This is a genomic window from Chitiniphilus purpureus, assembly GCF_025642115.1.
Lineage (GTDB): Bacteria > Pseudomonadota > Gammaproteobacteria > Burkholderiales > Chitinibacteraceae > Chitiniphilus > Chitiniphilus purpureus.
Genome location: NZ_CP106753.1, coordinates 1,526,239 through 1,548,310, shown reverse-complemented (window position 1 = coordinate 1,548,310; position 22,072 = coordinate 1,526,239). Strand labels below are relative to the sequence as shown.

Sequence of the window (22,072 nt, the reverse complement as noted above, 5' to 3'; positions counted from 1 at the left end):
GCGATCACCGGAACACTGCAAAAAGTGTGCGCTGCCGCGCCGGCTGACGCAAGCGTTCAGGGCAGCAAGGTTAACACGGCCGAAGCGGGAAGACTGCCCCTTTCCGCGACCGATGAATGGGCAATTTCTGCCAGCAGCGGAGCAGGCAGCATCCGGCGCAGCAGCGCCAGGTTCTCGTCGTAGCGCGCCATTTGCGGGTCGATGCGGTTGGCCAGCCACCCCGCCACCGGCAGCCCGCGGCTCAGGATCGCTTCCATGCTCAGGCGCGCGTGGTTGATGCACCCGAGCCGCATGCCGACCACCAGCAGCACCGCACAATCGAGCCGGGCGGCAAGATCGGCCATGCTCAGCGTATCGGTAAGGGGTGCATACCAGCCCCCCGCCCCTTCGACCAGTACGATGTCGGCAAGCCCGGCCAAGTGATCGGCACAGGCATGCAGATGGGCCGGATCGATCTGAACGCCGGCCTCGGCGGCAGCGATATGGGGCGCGATCGGTGGCGCAAAGCGGTACGGGCTGGTCCAGGCCAGTGGCGCCCCGACACTGGCGGCGGCGGCATGGGCGGCCACGTCCTCGCTGTACAACACCCCGTCGCGCCATTCGCAGCCCGAGGCCACCGGCTTCATCGCCACCGCCTTCAGGCCGTGCGCGGCAAAGGCGCGCAGCAGCTGGCAGGTGGCAACGGTCTTGCCCACCTCGGTATCGGTGCCGGTGACGAAGTAGCGACGGTGCATCGGATGCCCGGAGCGCTACGCGGTCTGCATCGCGCCGGTGCCGGGCGGGACCGGATGGTCGAAGGTGCCATCGCCGTAGGCGCGCAGCACCTGCGCGATCACCACGTGGTAACCCTTGTACCACTGGGCGTAGCCGCGCTTGGCCTCGATATGATGTCCGTCGCGAGCCAGCGCCTGTATGCCGTCCAACGTGCGCCAGTAATACACCACTGCGCTGCGCCCGGTGCGCGGGTCCTCCCAGCCATCCTCGCCGAGGAAGTCGGGATGGCTACGTGCCGCCTCGGCGATCCGGGCGTCCAGGCGCTCGAACTCGGCGTCGTACTGCTTCTTTTCAAAGATGAAGGTGGCACTGAACATCGACAGAATGCTCCCGGGAATACGATGGGCTCAGGCGCCGCGGCGCTGGAACTCGATGACCTGCCGGCCGTCCGGCAAGGCGGTGACAGGGCGGGTTTCGGGTTTCCAGGCATGCCCGTAGACCACTTCATAGGTACAGGGCAACTCGCCGTTGCGCCGGAAACGCTCGTACTGCGCGTTCACCTTGCGCCACACGGCCTTGCCCATCAGGCCGGCGGGCCGGCCGAAGGTGGCATTGTGCGCGCCGATGGCCTTGAGATCGCGCATCACGCTGCCAGCATCCGGATAGGTCATGGTGATGAGTTCCATGTCCATCACCGGCGTGGACAGGCCGGCATGCAGCAATGCATCCCCCAGGTCGTGCATGTCGATGAACCGGTTGACGTGGCTGTAGCCGTCCACGCCCTCGAACGCCGCGCGCAATTCCCTGAGCGTATCGGGCCCGAGCGTCGAGAACATCAAAAGACCACCCGGTCTGAGCACCCGCCGGCATTCGGCCAGCGCCGCATCAGGCACGTTGCACCATTGCAAAGTCAGATTGGACCAGATCAGGTCGACCGACCCATCGGCCAGCGGCAGACGCTCGATATCACCGCATACCTGCTGCGCGCGCTGGCGCTCGAACAATTGCAGCCACTTGCGCACACCGCGCCCAGCCTGCTTTTCGCGCGCGATGGCCAACATGCCCGGTGCCAGATCCAGCTCGATCAGCTGCGCATCCGGATAACGCGCGCGCAGCATCGGGCCGGCGTAACCGGTGCCGCAGCCGGCGTCGAGCATGCGCTGCGGCACGAGCTTGATGTAGTCCAGCCGCTCCGCCATGCGGTCGGCCACTTCACGCTGCAGTACCGCCGCCGCGTCGTAGCTGGCCGCGGCCTTGTCGAATGCGGCGCGTACCGCGGTCTTGTCGGTGTAGAACGGCTCGGACATGCGTCAGCGGAAGGTCATGCGACGGCGCCGCGCATCTTGTGGCGGGCGAACTCGATGACGCCCGGCAGGATGGACAGGAAGATGATGCCAAGGATGATCAGCGTCAGGTTGTCCTTGACCAGGGCCACGCCACCGAGCCAGTAGCCGGCGAAGGTGAGCGAGTAGACCCAGACGAAGGCGCCGACCACGTTGTACATGAAGAACTTGCCGTAGCTCATCTCGGCCATGCCGGCCACGAACGGGGCAAAGGTCCGCACGATGGGGACAAAGCGGGCGATGATGATGGTCTTGCCACCGTGCTTCTCGTAGAACGCGTGCGTCTTTTCCAGGTGATCGCGACGGAACACCTTGGAATCCGGGTTGGCGAACAGCTTGTGCCCGAAATAGCGGCCGATGGTGTAGTTGAGCGCGTCGCCCGCCACCGCGGCAATGAACAGCAGGAGCGACAACAGGTGCACGTTCAGCAGCCCGCCGCCGGCCAGCATGCCCGCGACGAACAGCAGCGAATCGCCCGGCAGGAGCGGCATCACCACGAGGCCGGTTTCGCAGAAGATCACCGCGAACAGCACCGCGTAGGCCCAGATACCGTACTCGCGTACAACGGTTTCCAGGTAGGTGTCCAGATGCAGGAACAGATCGATCGGATTGAAATCCATGGGCACGGTCAGGCAGGTTGATTGAATCGGGTTAACGGATAGCGGCAGCCACGGGCAAGGCCGGCGCAGCTGCACCGGCCTTGCCGATCGGCTGCGCCCAGGTCAGACGACCGCTTCTTCCTTGACGCGCACAGGCTTGAGCATGTTTTCGCGTGTGACGCCGAACATCAGCAGCAGGGGCGAGGCGACCAGCACCGACGAGTAGATGCCGAACACGATGCCGATGGTCAGTGCCATCGCAAAACCGTGCAGCGCCGGGCCGCCGAACAGCAGCATCGACAGCACCATCGCCTCGGTCGAGCCGTGGGTGATCATGGTCCGGCTCATGGTGGCGGTGATCGCATTGTCGATGATGGCAGGCACGCTCTTGCCACGCATGCCGGGCTTGCGGAAGTTCTCGCGGATCCGGTCGAACACCACCACCGACTCGTTCACCGAGTAGCCCAGCACCGCCAGGATGCCGGCGAGCACCGTCAGCGAGAATTCCCACTCGAACAGCGCAAAGCAGCCCAGGATGATGATCACGTCGTGCATGTTGGCGATCACCGCGGAGACGGCAAAGCGCCACTCGAAACGGATCGCGAGGTAGACGATGATGCCCACGCACACCAGCGTGAGCGCGATCAACCCATGCTGGACCAGCTCCTCGCCGACCGAGGGGCCGATGAACTCCACCTTGCGCAATTCGACATCGGGCCGCGCCTGCTTGAGCGTGTGCAGCACCTCGTTGGAAAGCTGCGCGCTGGTCTTGTGCTTGAGGTTGGGCAGCCGCACCATCACGTCGCGCGTGGTCCCCAGGGCCTGCACCTGCGATTCGCCGTACTTGAGCGCATCGACCGTGGCACGGATCTGGTTCAGGTCCGCCGGCCGCGAGTAACGCAGCTCCATCACGGTGCCGCCAGTGAATTCGACGCCGAAGTTCAATCCCTTGTAGACCAGGAAGAACACCGCGAGGATGAAGGTGAGCAACGAGATCGCCGTCGTGAGCTTGCCATAGCTCATGAACGGGATGTCGCGTTTGATACGGAAGAATTCCATCGTCAGGTGCCCCTCTCAAGCCTGTTTTTGTTGTTGCGGCACCCACACCTGGCCGATCGACAGCGTGGACAGGCGGCGGCGGTAACCGTAGATCAGATTGACGATGCCGCGCGACACGAACACCGCGCTGTACATCGACGTGAGAATGCCAAGGCAGTGCACCACGGCAAAGCCGCGCACCGCGCCCGAGCCGAAGACGAGCAGTGCGATGCCGGCGATCAGCGTGGTGATGTTGGAATCCAGGATGGTGGCGAAGGCGTGGCTGTAGCCGTTCTGGATCGACATCTGCGGGCTCATGCCGTTGCGCAGCTCCTCGCGGACGCGCTCGTTGATCAGCACGTTGGAGTCGATGGCCATGCCCAGTGTCAGCGCGATCGCGGCGATGCCGGGCAGCGTCAGCGTGATGCCGATGGCCGACAGCAGCGCCAGCAGGAACAGGAGGTTGGCCCCGAGCGCCACCGTGGAGACCACGCCGAACAGCCGGTAGTACAGTACCATGAAGATGGCGATCGCGATGAAGCCGTACAGCGTCGAGTAGAAGCCCTTCTCGATGTTCTCCCTGCCCAGGCTCGGGCCGATGGTCCGCTCCTCGATGATGTTCATCGGCGCGGCCAAGGAGCCGGCGCGGACCAACAGTGAGATGTCATTGGCTTCCTGCACCGTCATGCCGCCGCCTTCGATGACGAAGCTGCCACCCAGTTCGGCGTTGATGCGCGGCGCGGTGATCACCTGCCCCTTGCCCTTCTCGACCAGCACGATGGCCATGCTCTTGCCGATGTTCTCACGGGTGAGGGTGCGGAAGATCGAGGCGCCGGTGGCATCCAACCCCATGCTGATGATGGGATTGTTGTTCTGGTCGTAGGTCGGCTCGGCCTTGGTGATGTTGTCGCCGGTCAGCTCGACCTCCTTCTTGAGCAGCACCGCGGGCGGCATGCCCGAGCGTACGCCGGCCATCGGCACCAGCTCGTAGCCCGCCGGTACATCGCCATTGAACGCGGCCTGGATGCGGGCCTGATCGTCGTCGGCCATGCGCACTTCCAGTGTGGCGGTGCGGCCAAGGATGTCCTTGGCCTTGGCGGTGTCCTGCACGCCGGGCAGCTGTACCACGATGCGCCCCTCGCCCTGCTGCTGGATCACGGGCTCGGCCACGCCCAGCTCGTTCACCCGGTTGTGCAAGGTGGTGATGTTCTGCGCCACGGCGTCGTTCTTGAGCTTGACCTGGGCTTCGGGCTTGAAGCGCACCACCACCCGGTAGTCGCCTTCGCGCGCGATCTGCTGCAACGCCATGTCCGGCAGCACCCGGCCGATGGCGCGCACCGTGGCGGTCAGCGTCGCCTGGTCGCGCAACTGCACCGACACGCTGTCGCGCTCGCGCACCACGCGGCCGTAGCGGACCTTCTGGTCCCTCAGCTCGCGGCGGATGTCGCCGGCGACCTTTTCCAGCTGCTTGTCCAGCGCCGCCTTCATGTCGACTTCCAGCAGGAAGTGCACGCCACCGCGCAGGTCCAGGCCGAGGAACATCGGCTTGCCGCCGATCGCCGCCAGCCAGGCCGGTGTCTGCGGCAGCAGGTTGAGCGCGACGATGTAGTTCTCACCGAGGGCGCCCTGGATCGCGTCCTTGGCCTTGAGCTGCGTCTCGGTGTCCTTGAAGCGCAGTTTGAGCGAGTTGGCCTCGGCGAACACGCCGTCCGGGCGCAGACCGGCGCCCTTGAGCGCGCCGATCGCCCGCTCGCGGGCGGCCTCGTCGACCTTGGTCGCGGCGTTGGCGCCCGACACCTGGACCGCCGGGCTTTCGCCGAACAGGTTGGGCAGGGTGTAGAGCAATGCCGCAAGCAACGAGGCGGCAATCAGCAGATATTTCCAGAGCGGGTAGCGGTTCATTTGGCGGGCCGGTGCACGCAAGTCAGGGCGGGCATGCCGCCTTGCTTGCCGGTTTACTTGTTGTTCTTGATGGTGCCTTTCTCAAGGCGCTGGGAGATGGCCGAGCGCAGCGCGACGACTTCGACGCCATCGGCCAGTTCAAGGGTCAGATACGGCTCGCTGACCTTGACGATGCGGGCAAGCACGCCACCGGTGGTGACCACCTCGTCGCCCTTCTGCAATGCGCCCAGCATCGCCTGATGCTCCTTCGCGCGCTTTTGCTGCGGCCGGATCAGCAGGAACCAGAACAGCACGAAGATCACGATCATCGGCAGAAACGACATGAAGCTCATTTCCGCAGCGGCGGGGGCCGCCTGCGCATAGGCGGGAGCGATAAACATAAGGCACTACCTTTTATTTGAGAAATCGGGTCAAAGCGAAGCGGGACATTCTAGCCCGCACCCCAGGTGAAATCCACCCGGGCCACCGACCGCCGGACCCACTGAAAGGTTCCCATCGTCATGCACAGGCGGCGTGGCCGCCCCCTGCCGCCACACATTACGCCGCTACGCCTGGCTACGTTGCGGCGCCCGAGGCGGCAACGCCGCTACCGCTGCGGCGGCGGGCCGGTCAGATCGGAAGCATGCAGCCTGGACGGGCGAGGCCGGCGTCAATCGACACCTTGCGCACGCGCCGCGTGGAAACGGGCAGTGAAGCCGGCGAAGTCGTCCGCCTCGATGGCCGCGCGCATCTGCCGCATCAGCGCCTGATAGTAGTGCAGGTTGTGCACGGTATTGAGCTGGGACGAGAGGATCTCGCCGGCCCGGAACAGGTGATGCAGATAGGCCCGGCTGAAGTTGCGACAGGTATAGCAGTCACACGCCTCGTCCAGCGGGCGCGTATCCAACCGGTATTTGGCGTTCTTGATCCGGATGTCGCCGTAGCGGGTGAACAGCATGCCGTTGCGCGCGTTGCGGGTAGGCATCACACAGTCGAACATATCGATGCCCTGGCTCACGCCGTAGACAAGATCCTCGGGCGTGCCCACGCCCATCAGGTAGCGCGGCTTGTGCACCGGCAGCCTGGGCGCAGTATGCGCAAGGATGCGGGCGAAGTCCGGCTTGGGCTCGCCCACCGACAGCCCGCCGATCGCCATGCCGTGAAAACCGATGTCATCGAGCCCGGCCAGTGATTCGTCGCGCAGGTCCTCGTACATGCCGCCCTGGACGATGCCGAACAGTGCATTGCGGTTGCCACGTGCCGTGAACTCGTCCTTGGAACGCCGTGCCCAGCGCAACGAGAGCCGCATCGAATCGGCCGCCTGCCTGTGATCGGCCGGATACGGCGTGCATTCGTCGAAGATCATCACGATATCCGAGTCCAGCACCGTCTGGATGCGCATCGACTCCTCGGGCGTGAGGAACAGCCTGCTGCCGTTGACCGGGCTCTGGAACTTGACGCCCTCCTCGCTGATCTTGCGCATCTGCCCGAGGCTGAACACCTGGAAACCGCCCGAATCGGTGAGGATGGGCTTGTCCCAGCCCATGAAGCGGTGCAGCCCGCCGAACTGGGCGATCACCTCCAGCCCGGGGCGCAGCCACAGGTGGAAGGTATTGCCCAATACGATCTGCGCACCGATGTCGTGCAGGTCGCGCGGCGTCATCGCCTTGACCGTGCCATAGGTGCCGACCGGCATGAACACCGGGGTCTCCACCACGCCGTGATTCAGATGCAGGGTGCCGCGCCGCGCGCCGGCGCTGGTCTTGTGCAGCGTGAACTGCAGGCCGCTGTCGATCATGATTCCGAATACTCCTGTTGCCACCGGATAGACATTCCGGCGCGGTTGCATCGCGTACCGCCAGCCGGCGGCCGCTGCCCGGCAAAGGGCGTGCGGACACTACACCCAATCGGGCTGCGCGGCCACCCGCCCGGCCGCCACGCGTCAGGCACCCGCCTCGGGCGCGCGTTCGAGCAGCATCGCATCGCCGTAGCTGAAGAACCGGTACTCCTGCGCCACTGCCTCGGCATAGGCCTGCCGGATCGCCGCCATGCCGGCGAACGCGCTGACCAGCATCAAGAGGGTCGAGCGCGGCAGATGGAAATTGGTGATCAGCCGGTCGACCACCCGGAAGCGGTAGCCCGGAGTGATGAAGATGCCGGTATCCCCTTCGGGGGCGGCCAGCAGCGCCTGCTGCGAAGCGGCCTCCAGCGCGCGCAGGCTGGTGGTGCCCACCGCGATCACCCGGTCCCCGGCGGCCCGTGTCGCCCGGATCGCCTCGATCGTCGGCGCCGGGATGCGGTAACGCTCGTGATGCATGGTATGCCGGCTGATATCGTCCACCCGCACCGGCTGGAACGTCCCCGCCCCCACATGCAGGGTCAGGAAGGCGGTGTTCACCCCCTGCCCGCGCAACCTATCGAGCAATGCATCGGTGAAATGCAATCCGGCGGTCGGCGCCGCCACGGCGCCTGGGTCACGCGCATACACCGTCTGATAGCGCCGCGCGTCGTCGTCGTCAGGGTCGTGGGTGATGTACGGCGGCAGCGGCAGGCGACCTGCCTGCTCCAGGATATCGAGTACGCCCGGCTCCCCGGAAAAGCGCAGCAGGAAGAGATCGCCCTGCCGTTCGATCATCTGCGCCGAAAAGCCGCCATCGAACAACAGCCATGCACCCGGCCTGGGCGCCTTGGAAGCCCGCACCTGCGCCAGTGCCTGATGGGTGTCGAGCACGCGTTCGACCAGCGCCTCAATGGCACCACCGCTTTCCTTGCGGCCGAAAAGCCGCGCCTTGATCACCTTGGTGTCGTTGAACACCAAAAGGTCGCCGGCCCGCAGCAGCGCGGGCAGTTCACCGAACCGGTGATGGGCAAGCTGCATGCCCGCCACATGCATCAGGCGGCTGGCACCCCGCTCGGCAGGTGGGAACTGGGCAATCAGATGTTCGGGCAGGAGGTAATCGAAATCGGCGACGTGCATGGAAAATCCGTAGGGCGTGGCGGGCAAAAAGCGGTAGGAAAACTACGGCAGTATACTCCGGCGCTGAGCGGCAAGACCGCGCCATCGCTGGTCCGGAGCCAGTTTCAAACGATCGTTTTGCATTAAAAATGCCGTGATTTTCGTCGATTGTGCTGGACAAGCGATTTTCGGCTCGGCAAACTCCGGCCCATCTCAGGGGTAAGCAAAGACGGGGTGGCCATGCCGAAAGTCCGTAAGGTATTGGTTTTGCACGGCCCGAACCTCAATTTGCTGGGCGTGCGTGAACCGCAGCACTACGGGGCGCAGACGCTTGCCGCGATCAACGAGAAGCTGGTCCAGCTTGGCAAGGCTTCCGGCGTCGCGGTCGAGGCGTTCCAGTCCAACCGCGAATACGAGTTGATCGAACGTATCCATGCCACGCTGGCAGACGGTACCGATTTCATCGTGATCAACCCGGCGGCCTTCACCCATTCCAGCGTGGCCCTGCGCGACGCGCTGGCCGGGGTGAACAAGCCCTTCGTGGAAGTGCACCTTTCGAATGTGCATGCGCGCGAAGCGTTCCGCCACCACTCCTTCTTCTCCGATCTGGCCGTGGGCGTCATCTGCGGGCTGGGTGCCAAGGGTTACGAATACGCACTCGCCTACGCGATCGACTTCCCGGTTCCCGCCGCGCCTCAGGCGTGACCGCACCACCAATCACTCTCCAAGGAAGGGTTGCCGCATGGATTTGCGCAAACTGAAGAAGCTGATCGACCTCGTCGAAGAGTCCGGCATTGCCGAACTTGAGGTGACCGAAGGCGAGGAAAAGGTCCGTATCACCCGTGTTCCGCAGAATGTGACACCAATCTATGCACCGGCGCCGATGCAGGTGCAGGTGCCCCCGGCCGGCGTTGCGGCCCCCGCCTCGCCCGCTGCCGCCGGTGAAGCAGCGGCTGGCAACGGGCTGCCCGAAGGCTTCGTGGTCAAGTCGCCGATGGTCGGTACCTTCTACCGCGCCTCCAGCCCCGGCGCCAAGCCTTTCGTCGAGGTCGGCCAGACGGTCAATACCGGCGACACGCTCTGCCTGATCGAAGCCATGAAACTGCTCAACGAGATCGAGTCCGAGCACTCGGGCGTCATCAAGGCGATCCTGGTCGAGAACGGCCAGCCGGTGGAATACGGCGAGCCGCTGTTCGTGATCGGTTGATCCCGTGAGGGGTGCGCGGCGGGCGGCAAAGGTTGAAGCCTTGGCGCCCCGCGGCTGACCCCTCACTCACGGAGCTAGAGATGTTCGAGAAAATCCTGATCGCCAACCGCGGCGAAATCGCGCTGCGCGTACTGCGTGCCTGCCGCGAAATGGGTATCAAGACCGTGGTCGTCCATTCCGAGGTCGACCGCGAAGCCAAATATGTGAAGCTGGCCGACGAATCGGTCTGCATCGGTCCCAATCCCTCGCCGCAAAGCTACCTCAACATGGCGGCGCTGATCTCGGCAGCCGAGGTCACCAATGCCAATGCCATCCACCCCGGCTACGGCTTCCTGTCCGAGAACGCTGATTTCGCGCAGCGCGTCGAGGAATCGGGCTTCGCCTTCATCGGCCCCACGCCCGCCTCGATCCGGCTGATGGGCGACAAGGTCAGCGCCAAGGATGCGATGAAGAAGGCGGGCGTGCCGTGCGTGCCCGGCTCGGAAGGCGCCCTGCCCGATGACCCCAAGGAGATCCTTGCCACCGGCAAGCGCGTGGGCTACCCGGTCATCATCAAGGCGGCCGGCGGCGGTGGCGGCCGTGGCATGCGGGTGGTGCACAACGAGGACGACCTGCTGCGCGCGGTGGAAATGACCAAGTCCGAGGCGCAGTCGGCCTTCGGCAACCCGATGGTCTACATGGAGAAATTCCTGCAGACCCCGCGCCACGTCGAGATCCAGGTACTGGCCGACACCCACGGCAGTGCCATCTATCTGGGCGAGCGCGACTGCTCGATGCAGCGCCGCCACCAGAAGGTGATCGAGGAAGCACCGGCACCGGGCATCACCGAGGCGCAACGCAAGAGGATCGGCGAGGCATGCACCAGGGCCTGCCGTGAAATCGGCTACCGCGGTGCGGGTACCTTCGAATTCCTGTTCGAGAACGGCGAGTTCTATTTCATTGAAATGAACACGCGCGTGCAGGTGGAACACCCGGTGACCGAGCTGATCACCGGCGTCGACATCGTGCAGGAACAGATCCGCGTGGCCGCCGGTCTGCCACTGTCCTATGCGCAAAAGGATGTGAAGCTGCGCGGCCATGCGCTCGAATGCCGCATCAATGCCGAGGATCCGCTCAAGTTCGTGCCCAGCCCGGGTCGCATCACCACCTACCATGCGCCCGGTGGGCCCGGGGTGCGTGTCGACTCGCACGTCTACCAGGGTTACTTCGTACCGCCCAACTACGACAGCATGATCGGCAAGATCATCACCTACGGCGACACACGCGAGCAGGCGATCGCCCGGATGCGCATCGCGCTGTCCGAGACGGTGGTGCAGGGCATCCATACCAACATCCCGTTGCACCAGCAGTTGCTGCTCGACCCGGAGTTCCTCAAGGGCGGCACCAGCATCCACCATCTTGAGCACAAGATGCCCGAAATCCGGGCACTGCTCGAAAGCCAGTAGCGGCACCGGGCAAGGCGCGGCACCGCGCCTTGCCGCCCCGCCAACGCCCTCCTCTCCCGCCAGCCACCCGCCCATGCCCTGGACCGAACTGCGTATCACCACCGACTCCACCCATGCTGAAGCGCTTTCGGATGCGCTGTTTGCACTTGGCGCGCTCTCGGTCTCCATCGAGGACGCCGCCGCCGGCACCCAGGACGAGCAGCCCATCTTCGGCGAACCGGGCGAGCCGGTGGACCAGATGTGGGCACACAGCGTGGTGGTGGCGCACCTGGACGAGGACATGGATCCGGCACTGACCGCGGCCGCGGCTGCCAACGCGGCCGGCATCGGCGTGCCCCGCTACGAAACGGTCACTGTGCAGGAGCAGGACTGGGTACGCCTGACGCAGGCGCAGTTCGAGCCGATCCGGATCTCGCAACGGCTGTGGATCACCCCGACCTGGCACACAGCGCCCGACCCCGATGCGATCAATATCGTGCTCGACCCGGGCCTGGCGTTCGGCACCGGCAGCCATCCCACCACGCGGCTGTGCCTGCAATGGCTGGATGCGCACCTGCACCGGGACGAACGCGTGCTCGACTACGGCTGCGGCTCGGGCATCCTCGCGATCGCCGCGAGCAAGCTCGGTGCCGGCGCCACGCACGGTGTCGATATCGACCCGCAGGCCATGCTGGCCAGCCGGCAGAACGCCGAACAGAACGGGGTCGGGATCGGTTTCTTTCTGCCCGATGCGGCACCGGCAGGCGAATACGACGTGGTGATCGCCAACATCCTCACCAACCCGCTCAAGGCCTTGGCGCCAATGCTGGCCGGCCGGGTCAGGCCAGGCGGGCGCATCGCGTTGTCGGGCATCCTTGCCGAGCAGGAAACCGAGATCCGGGCCCATTACGCACAATGGTTCTCGCTGGCCGACAGTGCGCAGGAAGAAGGTTGGATCTGCCTGTGGGGCACACGGCACGGTTGACGCCGAAAGCCGATTGCGCTTCGTGCGCGGACGGCTACAATCCATGCCCATGAGCCAGATCACGCGCTGCCCCAACTGCCGGACCGCCTTCAAGGTGAGCGAGACCCAGCTTGCCGCGCACGGTGGCAAGGTGCGTTGCGGCAAGTGTTCGTTTGTCTTCAACGCACTGGCCTGCCTGGAAACACCATCCGAAGCCGATCCTGCGCCGCCGCTCGCCAGCGAGGCGCCGCCCCCCGCGGCAACGGCCATGGACACGCAACCGACGGCGCAGGCGGCAGCGGCGCCGGGCGACAAAACCGAACCCAGCGTGGCCGACATGGTGCAGGCTGCCCGCAAGGCCCGCCTTGCCGCACGGGCGGTTGCCGCACAGAACGCGGCCGAGGCGGCAGGCGAGGCGGCCGAGCCACCCAAACAGCCGCAACCCACCCCGGCGCCGCAAAGCACACCGCAACCCAGGCTGCAACCTGATCCGCGCGACCAGGAGGCGTTGCGCGCCGCGCTCAAGGAATCGCCGCTGACGCTCAATTCGGTCTACCGGCCGATCCACACCGCCGAGGACGAGGCACTGTTCGCCCCGCCGGCACCGCCGTCACGCTGGCGCTGGCTATGGCCATTGCTGCTGGTGCTGCTGCTGCTGACCGCGCTGGGGCAGGCCGCAGTCCATTACCGGCTGCAGCTGGCCACCGACTTCCCCTGGCTGCGCCAACCGCTTGAGCGCGCGTGCGCGCAGCTGGGCTGCGAGATGCCGCTGCCACGCAATGCCGAACTGCTGCGCTCGGACTACTCGGAACTCACATACATCCCGGGCCACAGCAACCTGGTCCAGCTCGCCGCCTCGGTCCGCAATCTCGCGCCGTACGCCCAGGCGCTGCCGATGCTGGAATTGACGCTGACCGACGATGAGGAGCGCGTGGTCGCGAAAAAGCGCTTCACGCCGGCGCAGTATCTCAGCGCCGACCAGAAGCAGCGCAGTGCGCTCGGCCCGAACGACGAGCTGCGCGCCTTCCTGCGCCTCGATGTCGGCACGCTCTCGTCCACCGGCTACTCGCTCTATTGGTTCTATCCCTGACGCAGTCGCCATGCGCAGGCTGCGTTGCCGCAGCAGCATGCGCTTGTAATCCTCCGCCCCCGTACCATACTGGAACCCATCCATAGATGAAGGAGAGTGTTTCATGGCCACCGTGATGCTCAACGGTACGCCGGTCAGTGTCGGCGGCCGCTTTCCCCGCCCGGGCGATACGGCGCCAAGCTTCATGCTGGTCGACACCCAGCTGCAGGATGTCCCGCTTTCCAAATACTGGGGCCGGCGCAAGGTGATCGCCGTGGTGCCGAGCCTGGATACCGTGATCGGCCTGGCCATCGCGCGCCGGCTCGAAGGCATGGCTGCGGCGCTCGACAACACCTCGGTGATCGTGGTCTCGGTCGATACCCCGTACGCACTGCAACGGGTGCAGCAGCAGGAGGAATTCCGGCGTATCCAATTGCTCTCCACTCTGCGTGGCCGGGATTTCCACAAGGACTACGGGGTGATGATCACCGATGTGCCGCTCTCCGGGCTGATGGCCACTGCCTTGATCGCACTCGATACCGGGGATACGGTGCGCTACGCCGAGCTGGTGCAGGACATCAACCGCGAGCCGGACTACGACAGCATGGCGCAGACACTGCTGACCCCGGAGCCCCCGCCGCCGCCAGTGGCCTGAGCGGACGACCCCATACCGGAGACCGGACCCCGCCAGCGGCGGGGTCTTTGCTTGGCCCTGCGGCACCTTCCAAACGGCACGGCCGGCCTTCCGGAAGAAGGCGGCCGCGGCGGGCTTGCAATTGCGCCGTCCGCCCCCATTGTGCACACGGCCAATCGACTTACCCACTCATCCCATTACAGGAGCACCACGATGTCCCAAGTCACTCTGGGCGGCAATCCGATCGCCATCGACGGCCAGTTTCCCGCCATCGGCGACCAGGCCGTCCCGTTCACGCTGGTCGGCAAGGATCTGGTCGATGTGCAGCTGTCGCAGTTTTCGGGCAAGCGCAAGGTGCTCAATATCTTCCCGAGCGTCGACACCGCGGTATGCGCGGCCTCGGTCCGCCGCTTCAACGAGGCTGCCAGCCAGTTGGCCAATACCGTGGTGCTGTGCATCTCGGCCGATCTGCCCTTTGCGCAGAGCCGCTTCTGCGGCGCCGAGGGGCTGAACAACGTGGTGACGCTGTCGACGATGCGCGGCCGCGAATTCCTGCGTGACTATGGCGTCGCCATCGTCAGCGGGCCGCTTGCCGGTGTGGCCGCCCGTGCGGTGGTGGTGCTGGATGAGGCCGACAAGGTGATCCATGCCGAACGCGTCGGCGAGATCAAGAACGAGCCCGACTACGCCTCCGTGCTGCGCGTGCTGGGCTGATCCGGATGGCCTGCCGCTGTCCGGTGGCAGGCCGGGCAGCGGTAGTTTGCACGGCGGGGCCCGTCAACCCGCTACCGTGGCAGGCGTTATGGCAGACACGAATCCGTTACAATGCATGTCATCCGGATTCGCCCCTGACTGACTCTGAAACGCGTGCCATGAAACCTCGTCTGCTGATCGCCCTGCTTACCCTCGTTGCCATCGTGCCCGCCCTGGCCGCCCCGCGGCTGACGGTGCGTTTCGCCAACCCGGCCTGGACCGGGGTCGCCGTACCGCCCGGGCAGCAATGCGCCAAGCTGGGCGGCCAGGGGTCGACCCCGGCGCTCAATGTCTTCGACCTGCCACAAGGCACCGGCGCCCTGCTGCTGGAATTCAACGAACGGGGCGGCGGCAGCCGCGGGCGCCTGCTGTTCTCCATCAACAAGGGCGTCGCCAGCGCGCAGGTGCCGAGCGTGCAGTCGCAAGGCCGCCTGCCTGGCGGTTTCTCGCTGGTCTCCGCGCCTGAAGGCGGCGACGGCAACTACCTGCCCCCGTGTACCCAGGGCAAGGCGTACTTTCTGGTGGTCAAGGCGCTGGAAGCGGCCAATCCCAGTGCGCCGGTGCTGGGCGAGGGGCGGCTGGAGCTTGGCAAGCTCTGATCCGGCCCGACACACCGCCGGCTTGGCCGGCGGTTTTGTTTTCCCGGCATCCGGCCTTTGCGGCACTCGCCCCCCTGCTGGCGCACCTGGGCGGTTTTCCCCGGACCAGCGCCGATTGGGCACGTCTGCCGCCGGTGCAGGTCCGGTCCGGTCACCGCATCGTGTGTGTCCCGCCTGCCGCGACGGACGGGCACTACGAAGCACAGATCCATGAAACGGGGCGCCTGCCGACCCGCCCGCTCAACTGGCACGACTGCTTCAACGCCCTGGTGTGGCACCGCTACCCGCGGATCAAGGCCGCGCTCAACGCCCTGCACTATCGGCTGCTGCCGCACCCCGGCGACGCGGGACGCGGCCCGGTGCGCGATGCCGCCACCCTGCTCGATGAATGTGGGCTGATCGTGCCCTACTGCGATGCGACGCTCCACGCTGCGCTGCTGCAACACGACTGGTCCGGCCTGTTTGTCGCGCAGCGGGCTGCCTGGGGCGTGCGGATCGAAGCGCAGGTGCTGGGCCATGCCACGTTCGAGCACCTGCTTGCCCCCTTTGTCGGATTGACCGGCAAATGCTGGCCCGTGGCAGTGGCACCCGAGTATTTCGGCTGGCCGCTGCAGGCACGTCTCGCCTGGCTGGACGACACCCTGGCACAGGCCATCGACGCCGGCGCGCTGCAATCACCGCGCCAGCTTCCCCCACTGCCCTATCTGGGCATTCCCGGCTGGTGGCCACAGCAGGACACCACGTTCTACGCCGACACCGGCTACTTCCGCCCGGCGCGCAGACTGCCGGCCGGCTCGCCCCGCTGACCCCTGTGCGGCATCAGGCCGCCGGCACGGCCGGCAACTCGGCCCTTGGATCGAGTGCCGTGCGCAGTGCCTCGCCGATGAACACCAGCATGACCAGGAGGCTGACCAGCACCCCGAAGGTGAACAGTGAAATCCACCATGCATCCAGATTGGCCTTGCCTTGCGCCAGCAGCTCGCCCAGCGAAGGGGTCGACGGCGGCACGCCCAGGCCGAGGAAGTCGAACGCGGTCAGCGCCAGCACCGCAGCCGACTTGCGGAACGGCAGGAAGGCGATCACCGAGGTGAGCGAGTTGGGCAGCAGATGACGCCGGATGATCTGCCAGTCGGAAAGGCCCAAAGCGCGCGCCGCAGTCACGTATTCCAGGTTGCGGTTGCGCAGGAACTCGGCCCGCACGTAGTCGGAAAGCCCCATCCAGCCGAAGGCCGACAGCACGATGAACAGGATCCAGACGCTGGGCTGGAACATCGAGACCACGATCAGCAGCAGATAAAGCTCCGGCATCGCCCCCCACACCTCGATCAGGCGCTGCATGAACAGATCGGTGCGGCCGGCGAAATAGCCCTGCAGCGCGCCGAAGAAGATGCCCAGCACCATGCCCACCGCGGTCAGCGCCAAGCCGAACAGCGCCGAGACGCGGAACCCGTACAGCAACCGCGCCAGGATGTCGCGCCCCTTCTCGTCGGTACCGAGCCAGTTCTCGGACGAGGGCGGCGCCGGGTTGGGGCGGCTGGCGAAGTAGTTGAGGGTATTGGGGCCGTAGCGGTTCAGCGTGAACAGCGCCCAGTTCCCGCCTTGCGTGATCCGGCGCTGGAGATACGGGTCGAGGTAGTCGGCCGGAGTCGGGAAATCGCCGCCGAACAGGGTTTCGGGGTAGTCGCGGACGATGGGGAAGTAGTACCGGCCTTCGTAGCGCACCACCAGCGGCTTGTCGTTGGACACCAGCTCGGCGCACAGGCTGAGCGCGAACAGCGCGCAGAACGCGAGCAGGCTCCAATAGCCCAGGCGCTGCGAGTTGAAGCGAGCCCAGGCGCGGCGCCACGGTCCGGCATTGGCGGCGTTCATCGCGCCGCGCCTTCGAAACGCACGCGCGGATCGACCAGCACATAGCACAGGTCCGACACCAGCTTGGTCAGAAGGCCGATCAGCGAGAACACGAACAACGAGCCGAGCACCACCGGATAATCTCGCCGCATCACCGATTCGAACGACAGCAGCCCCAGGCCATCGAGCGAGAACAGCGTCTCGATCAGCAGGCTGCCGGTGAAGAAGGCGCCGACGAAGGCGGCCGGAAAGCCGGTGATGATGGGGATGACGGCGTTGCGGAACACATGGCGGTACAGGATGCGGTGCTCCTTGAGCCCCTTGGCGCGCGCGGTGAGCACATACTGCTTGCGGATCTCCTCGAGCAGGCTGTTCTTGGTCAGCAGCGTCACCGTGGCGAAGCCGCCGATGACCATCGAGGACACCGGCAGCACCAGATGCCACAGATAATCGGTCAGCTTGCCCAACAGGCTGAGCGAATCCCAATCGTCCGAGGTGAGGCCGCGCAGCGGGAACAGTTGCCAGAAGCTGCCGCCGCCGAACAGCACCAGCAGCGCCACGCCGAGCACGAAACCCGGGATGGCGTAGCCGACCAACAGGACCAGCGTGGACACGAGGTCGAAGCGGCTGCCGTGGCGCATGGCCTTGGCCACCCCGAGCGGGATCGAGACCAGATAGGTCAGCACGAAGGTCCACATCCCGAGCGAGATCGACACTGGCAGCTTGTCGATCAGCAGCGCCCACACGCTCTGATGGTGGTAATAGCTCTCGCCCAGGTCGAAGGTGGCGTAACGCTTGAGCATGATCCAGAAGCGCACCGGCGCCGGCTGATCGAACCCGAACTGGGCACGCAGCTGCGCCAGCTGGTCGGCATCCAGGCCCTTCTGCCCCTGGTAGAGCCCTCCCCCGCCACCGCCAGCCGCCTCGCTGCTGCCCCGGCCTTTCAGCTCATGCAGCAACTGCTCCACCGGCCCGCCGGGCACGAACTGCACCACCACGAACGCCATCAGCAGCACGCCGAACAGCGTCGGCACCATCAAGAGCAGCCGTTTGCAGATGTAGCGGATCATCGGCGCTCCTTGCGCGCGTTGCGGCACCGGTTCATTTCATCCACCAGGTCGCCACCATCCATGGCTCGGGCGAGTAGTACAGCGGCAAGCGGCCCGGATAGGCGAGACGGTTGCGATACGCTACCCGGTGCTCGGCGCTGAACCAGTGGGGGATCACGTAGACGCCATGGCGCAGCACCCGGTCCAGCGCGCGCACCGCCACCACCCGCTCGGCGCGCGTGGCGCTGGTGACCACCGCGTCGATCAGCCTGTCCACGGCCGGGCTCTTCACGCCGGTGAAATTGCCGCTCGCCCGGGTGTCGGCCGCCTTGCTGCCGTAGTAGTCGTATAGCTCGTTGCCCGGGCTCTGGCTGTCCGGAAAGCGCAGCGTGGTCATGTCGAAATCGAACTCGTCCATCCGCCGCTGGTAGAGCGCATAGTCGACGTTGCGCACCTGCGCGCGGATGCCGAGCTTTTCCAGGTTGCGTGCATATGCCAGGAACACCCGCAGCATCGGTCCGCTGTCGTCCACGAACTCGAATTCGAACGGCTGGCCGTGCCGGTTGCGCAAGGCGCCGTCGCGGTAGGTCCAGCCGGCCTGGGCGAGGAGCTTACGTGCCTCGATCAGGTTGGCGCGCAGCGAGTGTGGCGCGCGGGTGGTGACCGGCTCGGGCACCGGGCCGAACACCGCCGGCGCCAGCTGCGCGCGCAACGGCGCCAGCAGGCGCAGCTCGTCGGCATCCGGCGCACCGCGCGCCGCCAGCTCACTGTTGGACCAATAGCTGTAGATCCGGGTGTACTGGTTGTAGAAGTACTGCCGGTTGAGCCACTCGAAGTCCAGCGCCAGCGCCAGCGCGCGCCGCACCCGTGGGTCGGCGAACTGCGGCTTGCGGGTATTGAGGATGAAGCCCTGCATACCGGCGGTGTTGCGATGCGGGAGCAGGCGCTTGATCAGCTCGCCACCGCGGAACTTCGGCCCGGTGTATTGCCGCGCCCAGTTCTTGGCGCTGTTCTCGACGATGAAGTCGAACTCGCCGGCCTTGAACGCCTCCAGCCGCGCCACCTCGTCCTTGTAGTAGCGGTAGGTGATGCGTTCGAAGTTGAACATGCCGCGGCGGGTGGGCAGCGCAGCGCCCCAATAGGCCGGATTGCGCTGGTAGGTGATCTCGCGCCCGCTGCGGTAGCGCTCGATCAGGTAAGGGCCGCTCGTCAACGGCGGCGTGAGCGCAATCTGGTCTATCCGCGCACCGCCGCCCCATTTGCGCGAGAACACCGGCAGGGTGCCGATCAGCAACGGCAATTCCGGGTTGTTGCGGGCAAAGTCGTAGCGTACGCGGCGCGCGTCCAGCACGCGCACGGCCTTCACGTCGGCCAGCATGGCTCGGAACTGCGGGGCGGCATGGCGGCTCACCAGGGTGTCGAAACTGTGCTTCACGTCGGCGGCCAGGACCGGATCGCCGTTGGAAAAGCGCGCCTTGGGGTGAAGCCGGAAGGTGACCGACAGGCCATCGGCCGCCACCGCCACATCGTCGGCCAACAGGCCATAACCCGACGCAGGCTCGTCACTGCTGGTGAGGAGCAGGCTCTCGAACATCAGCGCGGCCAGCCCCGCGGCCGACGTGCCTTTGACGATGAAAGGGTTGAAGCTGTCGAAACTGGTACGCCGGTCCGGGTTGGGCAAGGTGAGGCTGCCACCCTTGGGCGCGTCGGGATTCACGTAGTCGAAATGCGCAAAACCAGGCGGATACTTGGGCTCATAGCCGAGCGCCACCGCATGCGCGCCGAACGCAGACGGCAAACACAACAACAGCAAGACGGGCAGCAGGCGCAGCAGCATGCCCCGGATCATAAACGACGCTGCCGCGGGCGGCATGGCCGGCCAGCCCTGCGTGGTAGAATCAGCCACAGTTTTTCCACAGTGCTCCCGATGGCCTATCTCGCGCTCGACACCTCCAGCGAATACCTGTCGCTCGCCGTCTCCACCCCCCACGGCGTCGTCGCACGCGACTGGCATGTGGGACAGCGCCATGCCGAACGCACGCTGCCCGAGCTGGAGGCGCTGCTGACCGAGGCCGGCATCACGCGCGCCGACCTTGCCGGCATCGCCTATGGCATGGGTCCGGGCTCGTTCACTGGATTGCGGATCGGCTGCGGCATCGCGCAAGGGCTCGCCTTCGGGCTGGGCGTGAAGCTGGTCGGGGTCTCGACGCTGGCGGCACTGGCTGCGGCCAGCCCGGCCGAGCGGATCTATGCCGCGATCGACGCCCGGATGAACCAGGTGTACGCCGCGGCGTTCGAGCGCGACGGTACATCCTGGCACGAAATCGTTGCCGCCACGGTGTGCGACCCGGACGCGGTCCCTCTGCCCCCGGGTGCAGGCTGGCATGGCGTGGGCAGCGGCTTTGCCGCATACGAAGCCGCGCTTTGCGCCCAGCTGGGCCCGCAGCTGGCCACCACCGAGCCGCAGCGCTTCCCCCACGCGCGCGCGGTGCTGGAACTGGCGCTGCCGCTGTTCGCAAGCGGTGCCGCGCTGCCGCCCGAGGCCGCGCCGCTCGTCTATCTGCGCGACAAGGTCGCGCTCAAGACCCACGAGCGGGCTAAACCATGACGCTGCGCCCGCTGACCGAAGCTGACCTGCCGGTGCTGCTGCACCTGGATGCCGCCACCAATTCGCACCCCTGGCACCCCGACAACTGGCGCGACTCGCTGCGCGACCACCTGTGCCTGGGGCTGGAGATAGAGGGCTGCCTGGTCGGTTTCGCCGTGGCGAGCCGGGTGCTGGACGAGGCGGAGCTGCTGGCGATCGCCGTCGACCCTGTGCAACAGCGCCGGGGACTGGGGCGACAGTTGCTGACGGCATTGCGCCAGCACCTTGCGGCCAGCGGCGGCGCCTCGCTGTTTCTGGAGGTGCGTGCCGGCAACCGGGCGGCGCAGGCACTCTATGAATCCGCCGGCGGCATCGAAACCGGCTATCGGCGCGGCTACTACCCGCGGACCGGCGGCGGGCGCGAGGATGCGCGCCTGTACGCGTTCAGCCTTGGGCAGGCCGACGCATGAGCCGGCGTGAACGCGTGCTTGCGGAACTGGGCCTGACTCCGCTGTGGGTACGCCCTGCGCTGCTGGCGACCGCTGCCGCACCGGAACCCGCCGCGCCGGCCCATGCCGACGTCGCTGCCATGCCCCCCGAACCGGAACCGGCCCGTCCACCCGCAGCCGCCGCGGCCCTTGCCGCCGCACTGCAACACCAGCCGCCGGCCGGCGCGGCATCGCTGCCCAAGGTGCCGGTGCCGGCATCCCCGCCGGTCCGGGCCACCACCGGCGTGCAGGCTACCCTTGCGCTGCTGCATGAGGGCGCCAATGCCCGGGTGCAGGACATCGCCCGGCAGGATTGGGCCACGTTGCAGCAGACCGTGGCCGACTGCACCGCCTGCGGACTGTGCAAGAGCCGCAAGCAGGCGGTATTCGGCGTGGGCAACCCGCAGGCACCGCTGCTGGTGGTCGGCGAGGCCCCCGGCGCTGAGGAGGACAAGCTGGGCGAACCGTTCGTGGGAGCGGCAGGCAAGCTGCTCGACAATATGCTGGCGGCGATCGGTGAACGGCGCGGCGAGCGCGTGTTCATCGCCAACGTGCTCAAATGCCGCCCGCCGGGCAACCGCAATCCGCAGCCTGAGGAAGTGATGCAGTGTGCACCGCTGCTGGCACGCCAGATCGAGCTGATCCAACCCCGGCTGATCTTCGCGGTCGGGCGCTTCGCCATCCAGACCCTGCTGCAGACCGACGCCCCGGTGGGTGCGCTGCGCGGCAAGATGCATGCGGTGAACGGCATTCCGGTGGTGGTGGGCTATCACCCGGCCTACCTGCTGCGCAACCTGCCCGACAAGGCTCGCGCCTGGCGCGATCTGCTGCTGCTGCAAGACCGGCTACACGCGCTCTCAGGCCCACCCGGCTGAACCCGTCACCTGCCTGCGGCTTGCCGGGGGCATGCATGGTGGCG

At 66.3% G+C, this 22,072-nt stretch carries 24 protein-coding genes; 12 read left to right on the top strand and 12 right to left on the bottom strand.

What is annotated here, in order from left to right; translation table 11 throughout:
• Positions 1-56 precede the first annotated feature (56 nt).
• From bioD to queA, 9 genes are all read right to left on the bottom strand, one after another.
• A complete protein-coding gene (bioD, locus tag N8I74_RS07115) occupies positions 57-734 on the bottom strand; it encodes a dethiobiotin synthase (protein ID WP_263126185.1) in 678 nt (225 codons plus the stop codon).
• Positions 735-749: 15 nt separating this feature from the next.
• Positions 750-1,091 (bottom strand): antibiotic biosynthesis monooxygenase family protein, encoded by a 342-nt coding sequence (locus tag N8I74_RS07110; protein WP_263126183.1) that lies wholly within the window; start codon positions 1,089-1,091, stop codon positions 750-752.
• A gap of 30 nt (positions 1,092-1,121) precedes the next feature.
• Positions 1,122-2,021 carry a malonyl-ACP O-methyltransferase BioC gene (gene bioC, locus N8I74_RS07105; protein ID WP_263126181.1) on the bottom strand — a complete coding sequence of 300 codons (900 nt, stop codon included), beginning with the start codon at positions 2,019-2,021 and terminating at the stop codon, positions 1,122-1,124.
• A 14-nt stretch (positions 2,022-2,035) separates the two neighbouring features.
• Positions 2,036-2,677 carry a DedA family protein gene (locus N8I74_RS07100; protein ID WP_263126180.1) on the bottom strand — a complete coding sequence of 214 codons (642 nt, stop codon included), beginning with the start codon at positions 2,675-2,677 and terminating at the stop codon, positions 2,036-2,038.
• 102 nt (positions 2,678-2,779) lie between these two features.
• Positions 2,780-3,715, bottom strand: coding sequence for a protein translocase subunit SecF (gene secF / locus N8I74_RS07095; RefSeq protein WP_263126178.1), 936 nt, complete (start codon positions 3,713-3,715; stop codon positions 2,780-2,782).
• 15 nt (positions 3,716-3,730) lie between these two features.
• Positions 3,731-5,596, bottom strand: a complete 1,866-nt coding sequence (secD, locus tag N8I74_RS07090) for a protein translocase subunit SecD (protein ID WP_263126176.1) — start codon at positions 5,594-5,596, stop codon at positions 3,731-3,733.
• 53 nt (positions 5,597-5,649) lie between these two features.
• Positions 5,650-5,976 carry a preprotein translocase subunit YajC gene (yajC, locus tag N8I74_RS07085; RefSeq protein WP_263126175.1) on the bottom strand — a complete coding sequence of 109 codons (327 nt, stop codon included), beginning with the start codon at positions 5,974-5,976 and terminating at the stop codon, positions 5,650-5,652.
• 269 nt (positions 5,977-6,245) lie between these two features.
• Entirely contained in the window at positions 6,246-7,373 is a 1,128-nt protein-coding gene (gene tgt, locus N8I74_RS07080; protein ID WP_263126173.1) for a tRNA guanosine(34) transglycosylase Tgt, read from the bottom strand.
• A gap of 144 nt (positions 7,374-7,517) precedes the next feature.
• Positions 7,518-8,552 (bottom strand): tRNA preQ1(34) S-adenosylmethionine ribosyltransferase-isomerase QueA, encoded by a 1,035-nt coding sequence (gene queA, locus N8I74_RS07075; protein WP_263126172.1) that lies wholly within the window; start codon positions 8,550-8,552, stop codon positions 7,518-7,520.
• 219 nt (positions 8,553-8,771) lie between these two features.
• Between queA and aroQ the strand changes: the two genes are divergently transcribed.
• The 9 genes from aroQ to N8I74_RS07030 all read left to right on the top strand — a co-directional run bounded on the left by aroQ (position 8,772) and on the right by N8I74_RS07030 (position 15,987).
• Positions 8,772-9,236, top strand: coding sequence for a type II 3-dehydroquinate dehydratase (gene aroQ / locus N8I74_RS07070; protein ID WP_263126170.1), 465 nt, complete (start codon positions 8,772-8,774; stop codon positions 9,234-9,236).
• A gap of 37 nt (positions 9,237-9,273) precedes the next feature.
• The gene (accB, locus tag N8I74_RS07065) at positions 9,274-9,738 is read left to right on the top strand and encodes an acetyl-CoA carboxylase biotin carboxyl carrier protein (protein WP_263126168.1); all 465 of its coding nucleotides are present in this window, start codon (positions 9,274-9,276) and stop codon (positions 9,736-9,738) included.
• An 80-nt stretch (positions 9,739-9,818) separates the two neighbouring features.
• Entirely contained in the window at positions 9,819-11,183 is a 1,365-nt protein-coding gene (gene accC, locus N8I74_RS07060; RefSeq protein WP_263126167.1) for an acetyl-CoA carboxylase biotin carboxylase subunit, read from the top strand.
• Positions 11,184-11,256: 73 nt separating this feature from the next.
• Complete coding sequence (prmA, locus tag N8I74_RS07055) at positions 11,257-12,147, top strand: 50S ribosomal protein L11 methyltransferase (protein ID WP_263126166.1); 891 nt, start codon at positions 11,257-11,259, stop codon at positions 12,145-12,147.
• A 49-nt stretch (positions 12,148-12,196) separates the two neighbouring features.
• Positions 12,197-13,216, top strand: coding sequence for a DUF3426 domain-containing protein (locus N8I74_RS07050; protein ID WP_263126165.1), 1,020 nt, complete (start codon positions 12,197-12,199; stop codon positions 13,214-13,216).
• A 103-nt stretch (positions 13,217-13,319) separates the two neighbouring features.
• On the top strand, positions 13,320-13,850 hold the full coding sequence (gene tpx, locus N8I74_RS07045) for a thiol peroxidase (protein WP_263126164.1): 531 nt from the start codon (positions 13,320-13,322) through the stop codon (positions 13,848-13,850).
• A gap of 192 nt (positions 13,851-14,042) precedes the next feature.
• Positions 14,043-14,543: a thiol peroxidase gene (gene tpx / locus N8I74_RS07040; RefSeq protein ID WP_263126162.1), complete on the top strand. Its 501-nt coding sequence runs from the start codon at positions 14,043-14,045 to the stop codon at positions 14,541-14,543.
• 158 nt (positions 14,544-14,701) lie between these two features.
• Positions 14,702-15,181: a hypothetical protein gene (locus tag N8I74_RS07035; protein WP_263126161.1), complete on the top strand. Its 480-nt coding sequence runs from the start codon at positions 14,702-14,704 to the stop codon at positions 15,179-15,181.
• A gap of 35 nt (positions 15,182-15,216) precedes the next feature.
• Positions 15,217-15,987 carry a DUF3025 domain-containing protein gene (locus N8I74_RS07030; RefSeq protein WP_263126159.1) on the top strand — a complete coding sequence of 257 codons (771 nt, stop codon included), beginning with the start codon at positions 15,217-15,219 and terminating at the stop codon, positions 15,985-15,987.
• Positions 15,988-16,000: 13 nt separating this feature from the next.
• Here N8I74_RS07030 and N8I74_RS07025 read toward each other — a convergent pair whose 3' ends face one another.
• From N8I74_RS07025 to N8I74_RS07015, 3 genes are read right to left on the bottom strand one after another with little or no spacing between them, the layout of a single operon-like run.
• A complete protein-coding gene (locus N8I74_RS07025) occupies positions 16,001-17,050 on the bottom strand; it encodes an ABC transporter permease (RefSeq protein ID WP_263126157.1) in 1,050 nt (349 codons plus the stop codon).
• The gene (locus N8I74_RS07020; RefSeq protein WP_263126156.1) at positions 17,047-18,099 is read right to left on the bottom strand and encodes a microcin C ABC transporter permease YejB; all 1,053 of its coding nucleotides are present in this window, start codon (positions 18,097-18,099) and stop codon (positions 17,047-17,049) included. The genes N8I74_RS07025 and N8I74_RS07020 overlap by 4 nt, the downstream gene beginning before the upstream one ends.
• Before the next feature lie 31 nt (positions 18,100-18,130).
• Entirely contained in the window at positions 18,131-19,915 is a 1,785-nt protein-coding gene (locus tag N8I74_RS07015) for an extracellular solute-binding protein (RefSeq protein WP_263126155.1), read from the bottom strand.
• A 90-nt stretch (positions 19,916-20,005) separates the two neighbouring features.
• On the opposite strand from N8I74_RS07015, the gene tsaB reads away from it, so the two are divergent.
• Genes tsaB through N8I74_RS07000 form a run of 3 tightly spaced genes read left to right on the top strand, consistent with a single transcriptional unit; the run spans position 20,006 to position 22,028 of the window.
• Complete coding sequence (gene tsaB / locus N8I74_RS07010; RefSeq protein WP_263126154.1) at positions 20,006-20,686, top strand: tRNA (adenosine(37)-N6)-threonylcarbamoyltransferase complex dimerization subunit type 1 TsaB; 681 nt, start codon at positions 20,006-20,008, stop codon at positions 20,684-20,686.
• Complete coding sequence (gene rimI, locus N8I74_RS07005; RefSeq protein WP_263126153.1) at positions 20,683-21,135, top strand: ribosomal protein S18-alanine N-acetyltransferase; 453 nt, start codon at positions 20,683-20,685, stop codon at positions 21,133-21,135. Before tsaB ends, rimI begins: the two co-directional genes overlap by 4 nt.
• Complete coding sequence (locus tag N8I74_RS07000; RefSeq protein WP_263126152.1) at positions 21,132-22,028, top strand: uracil-DNA glycosylase; 897 nt, start codon at positions 21,132-21,134, stop codon at positions 22,026-22,028. The genes rimI and N8I74_RS07000 overlap by 4 nt, the downstream gene beginning before the upstream one ends.
• Positions 22,029-22,072: the final 44 nt, after the last annotated feature.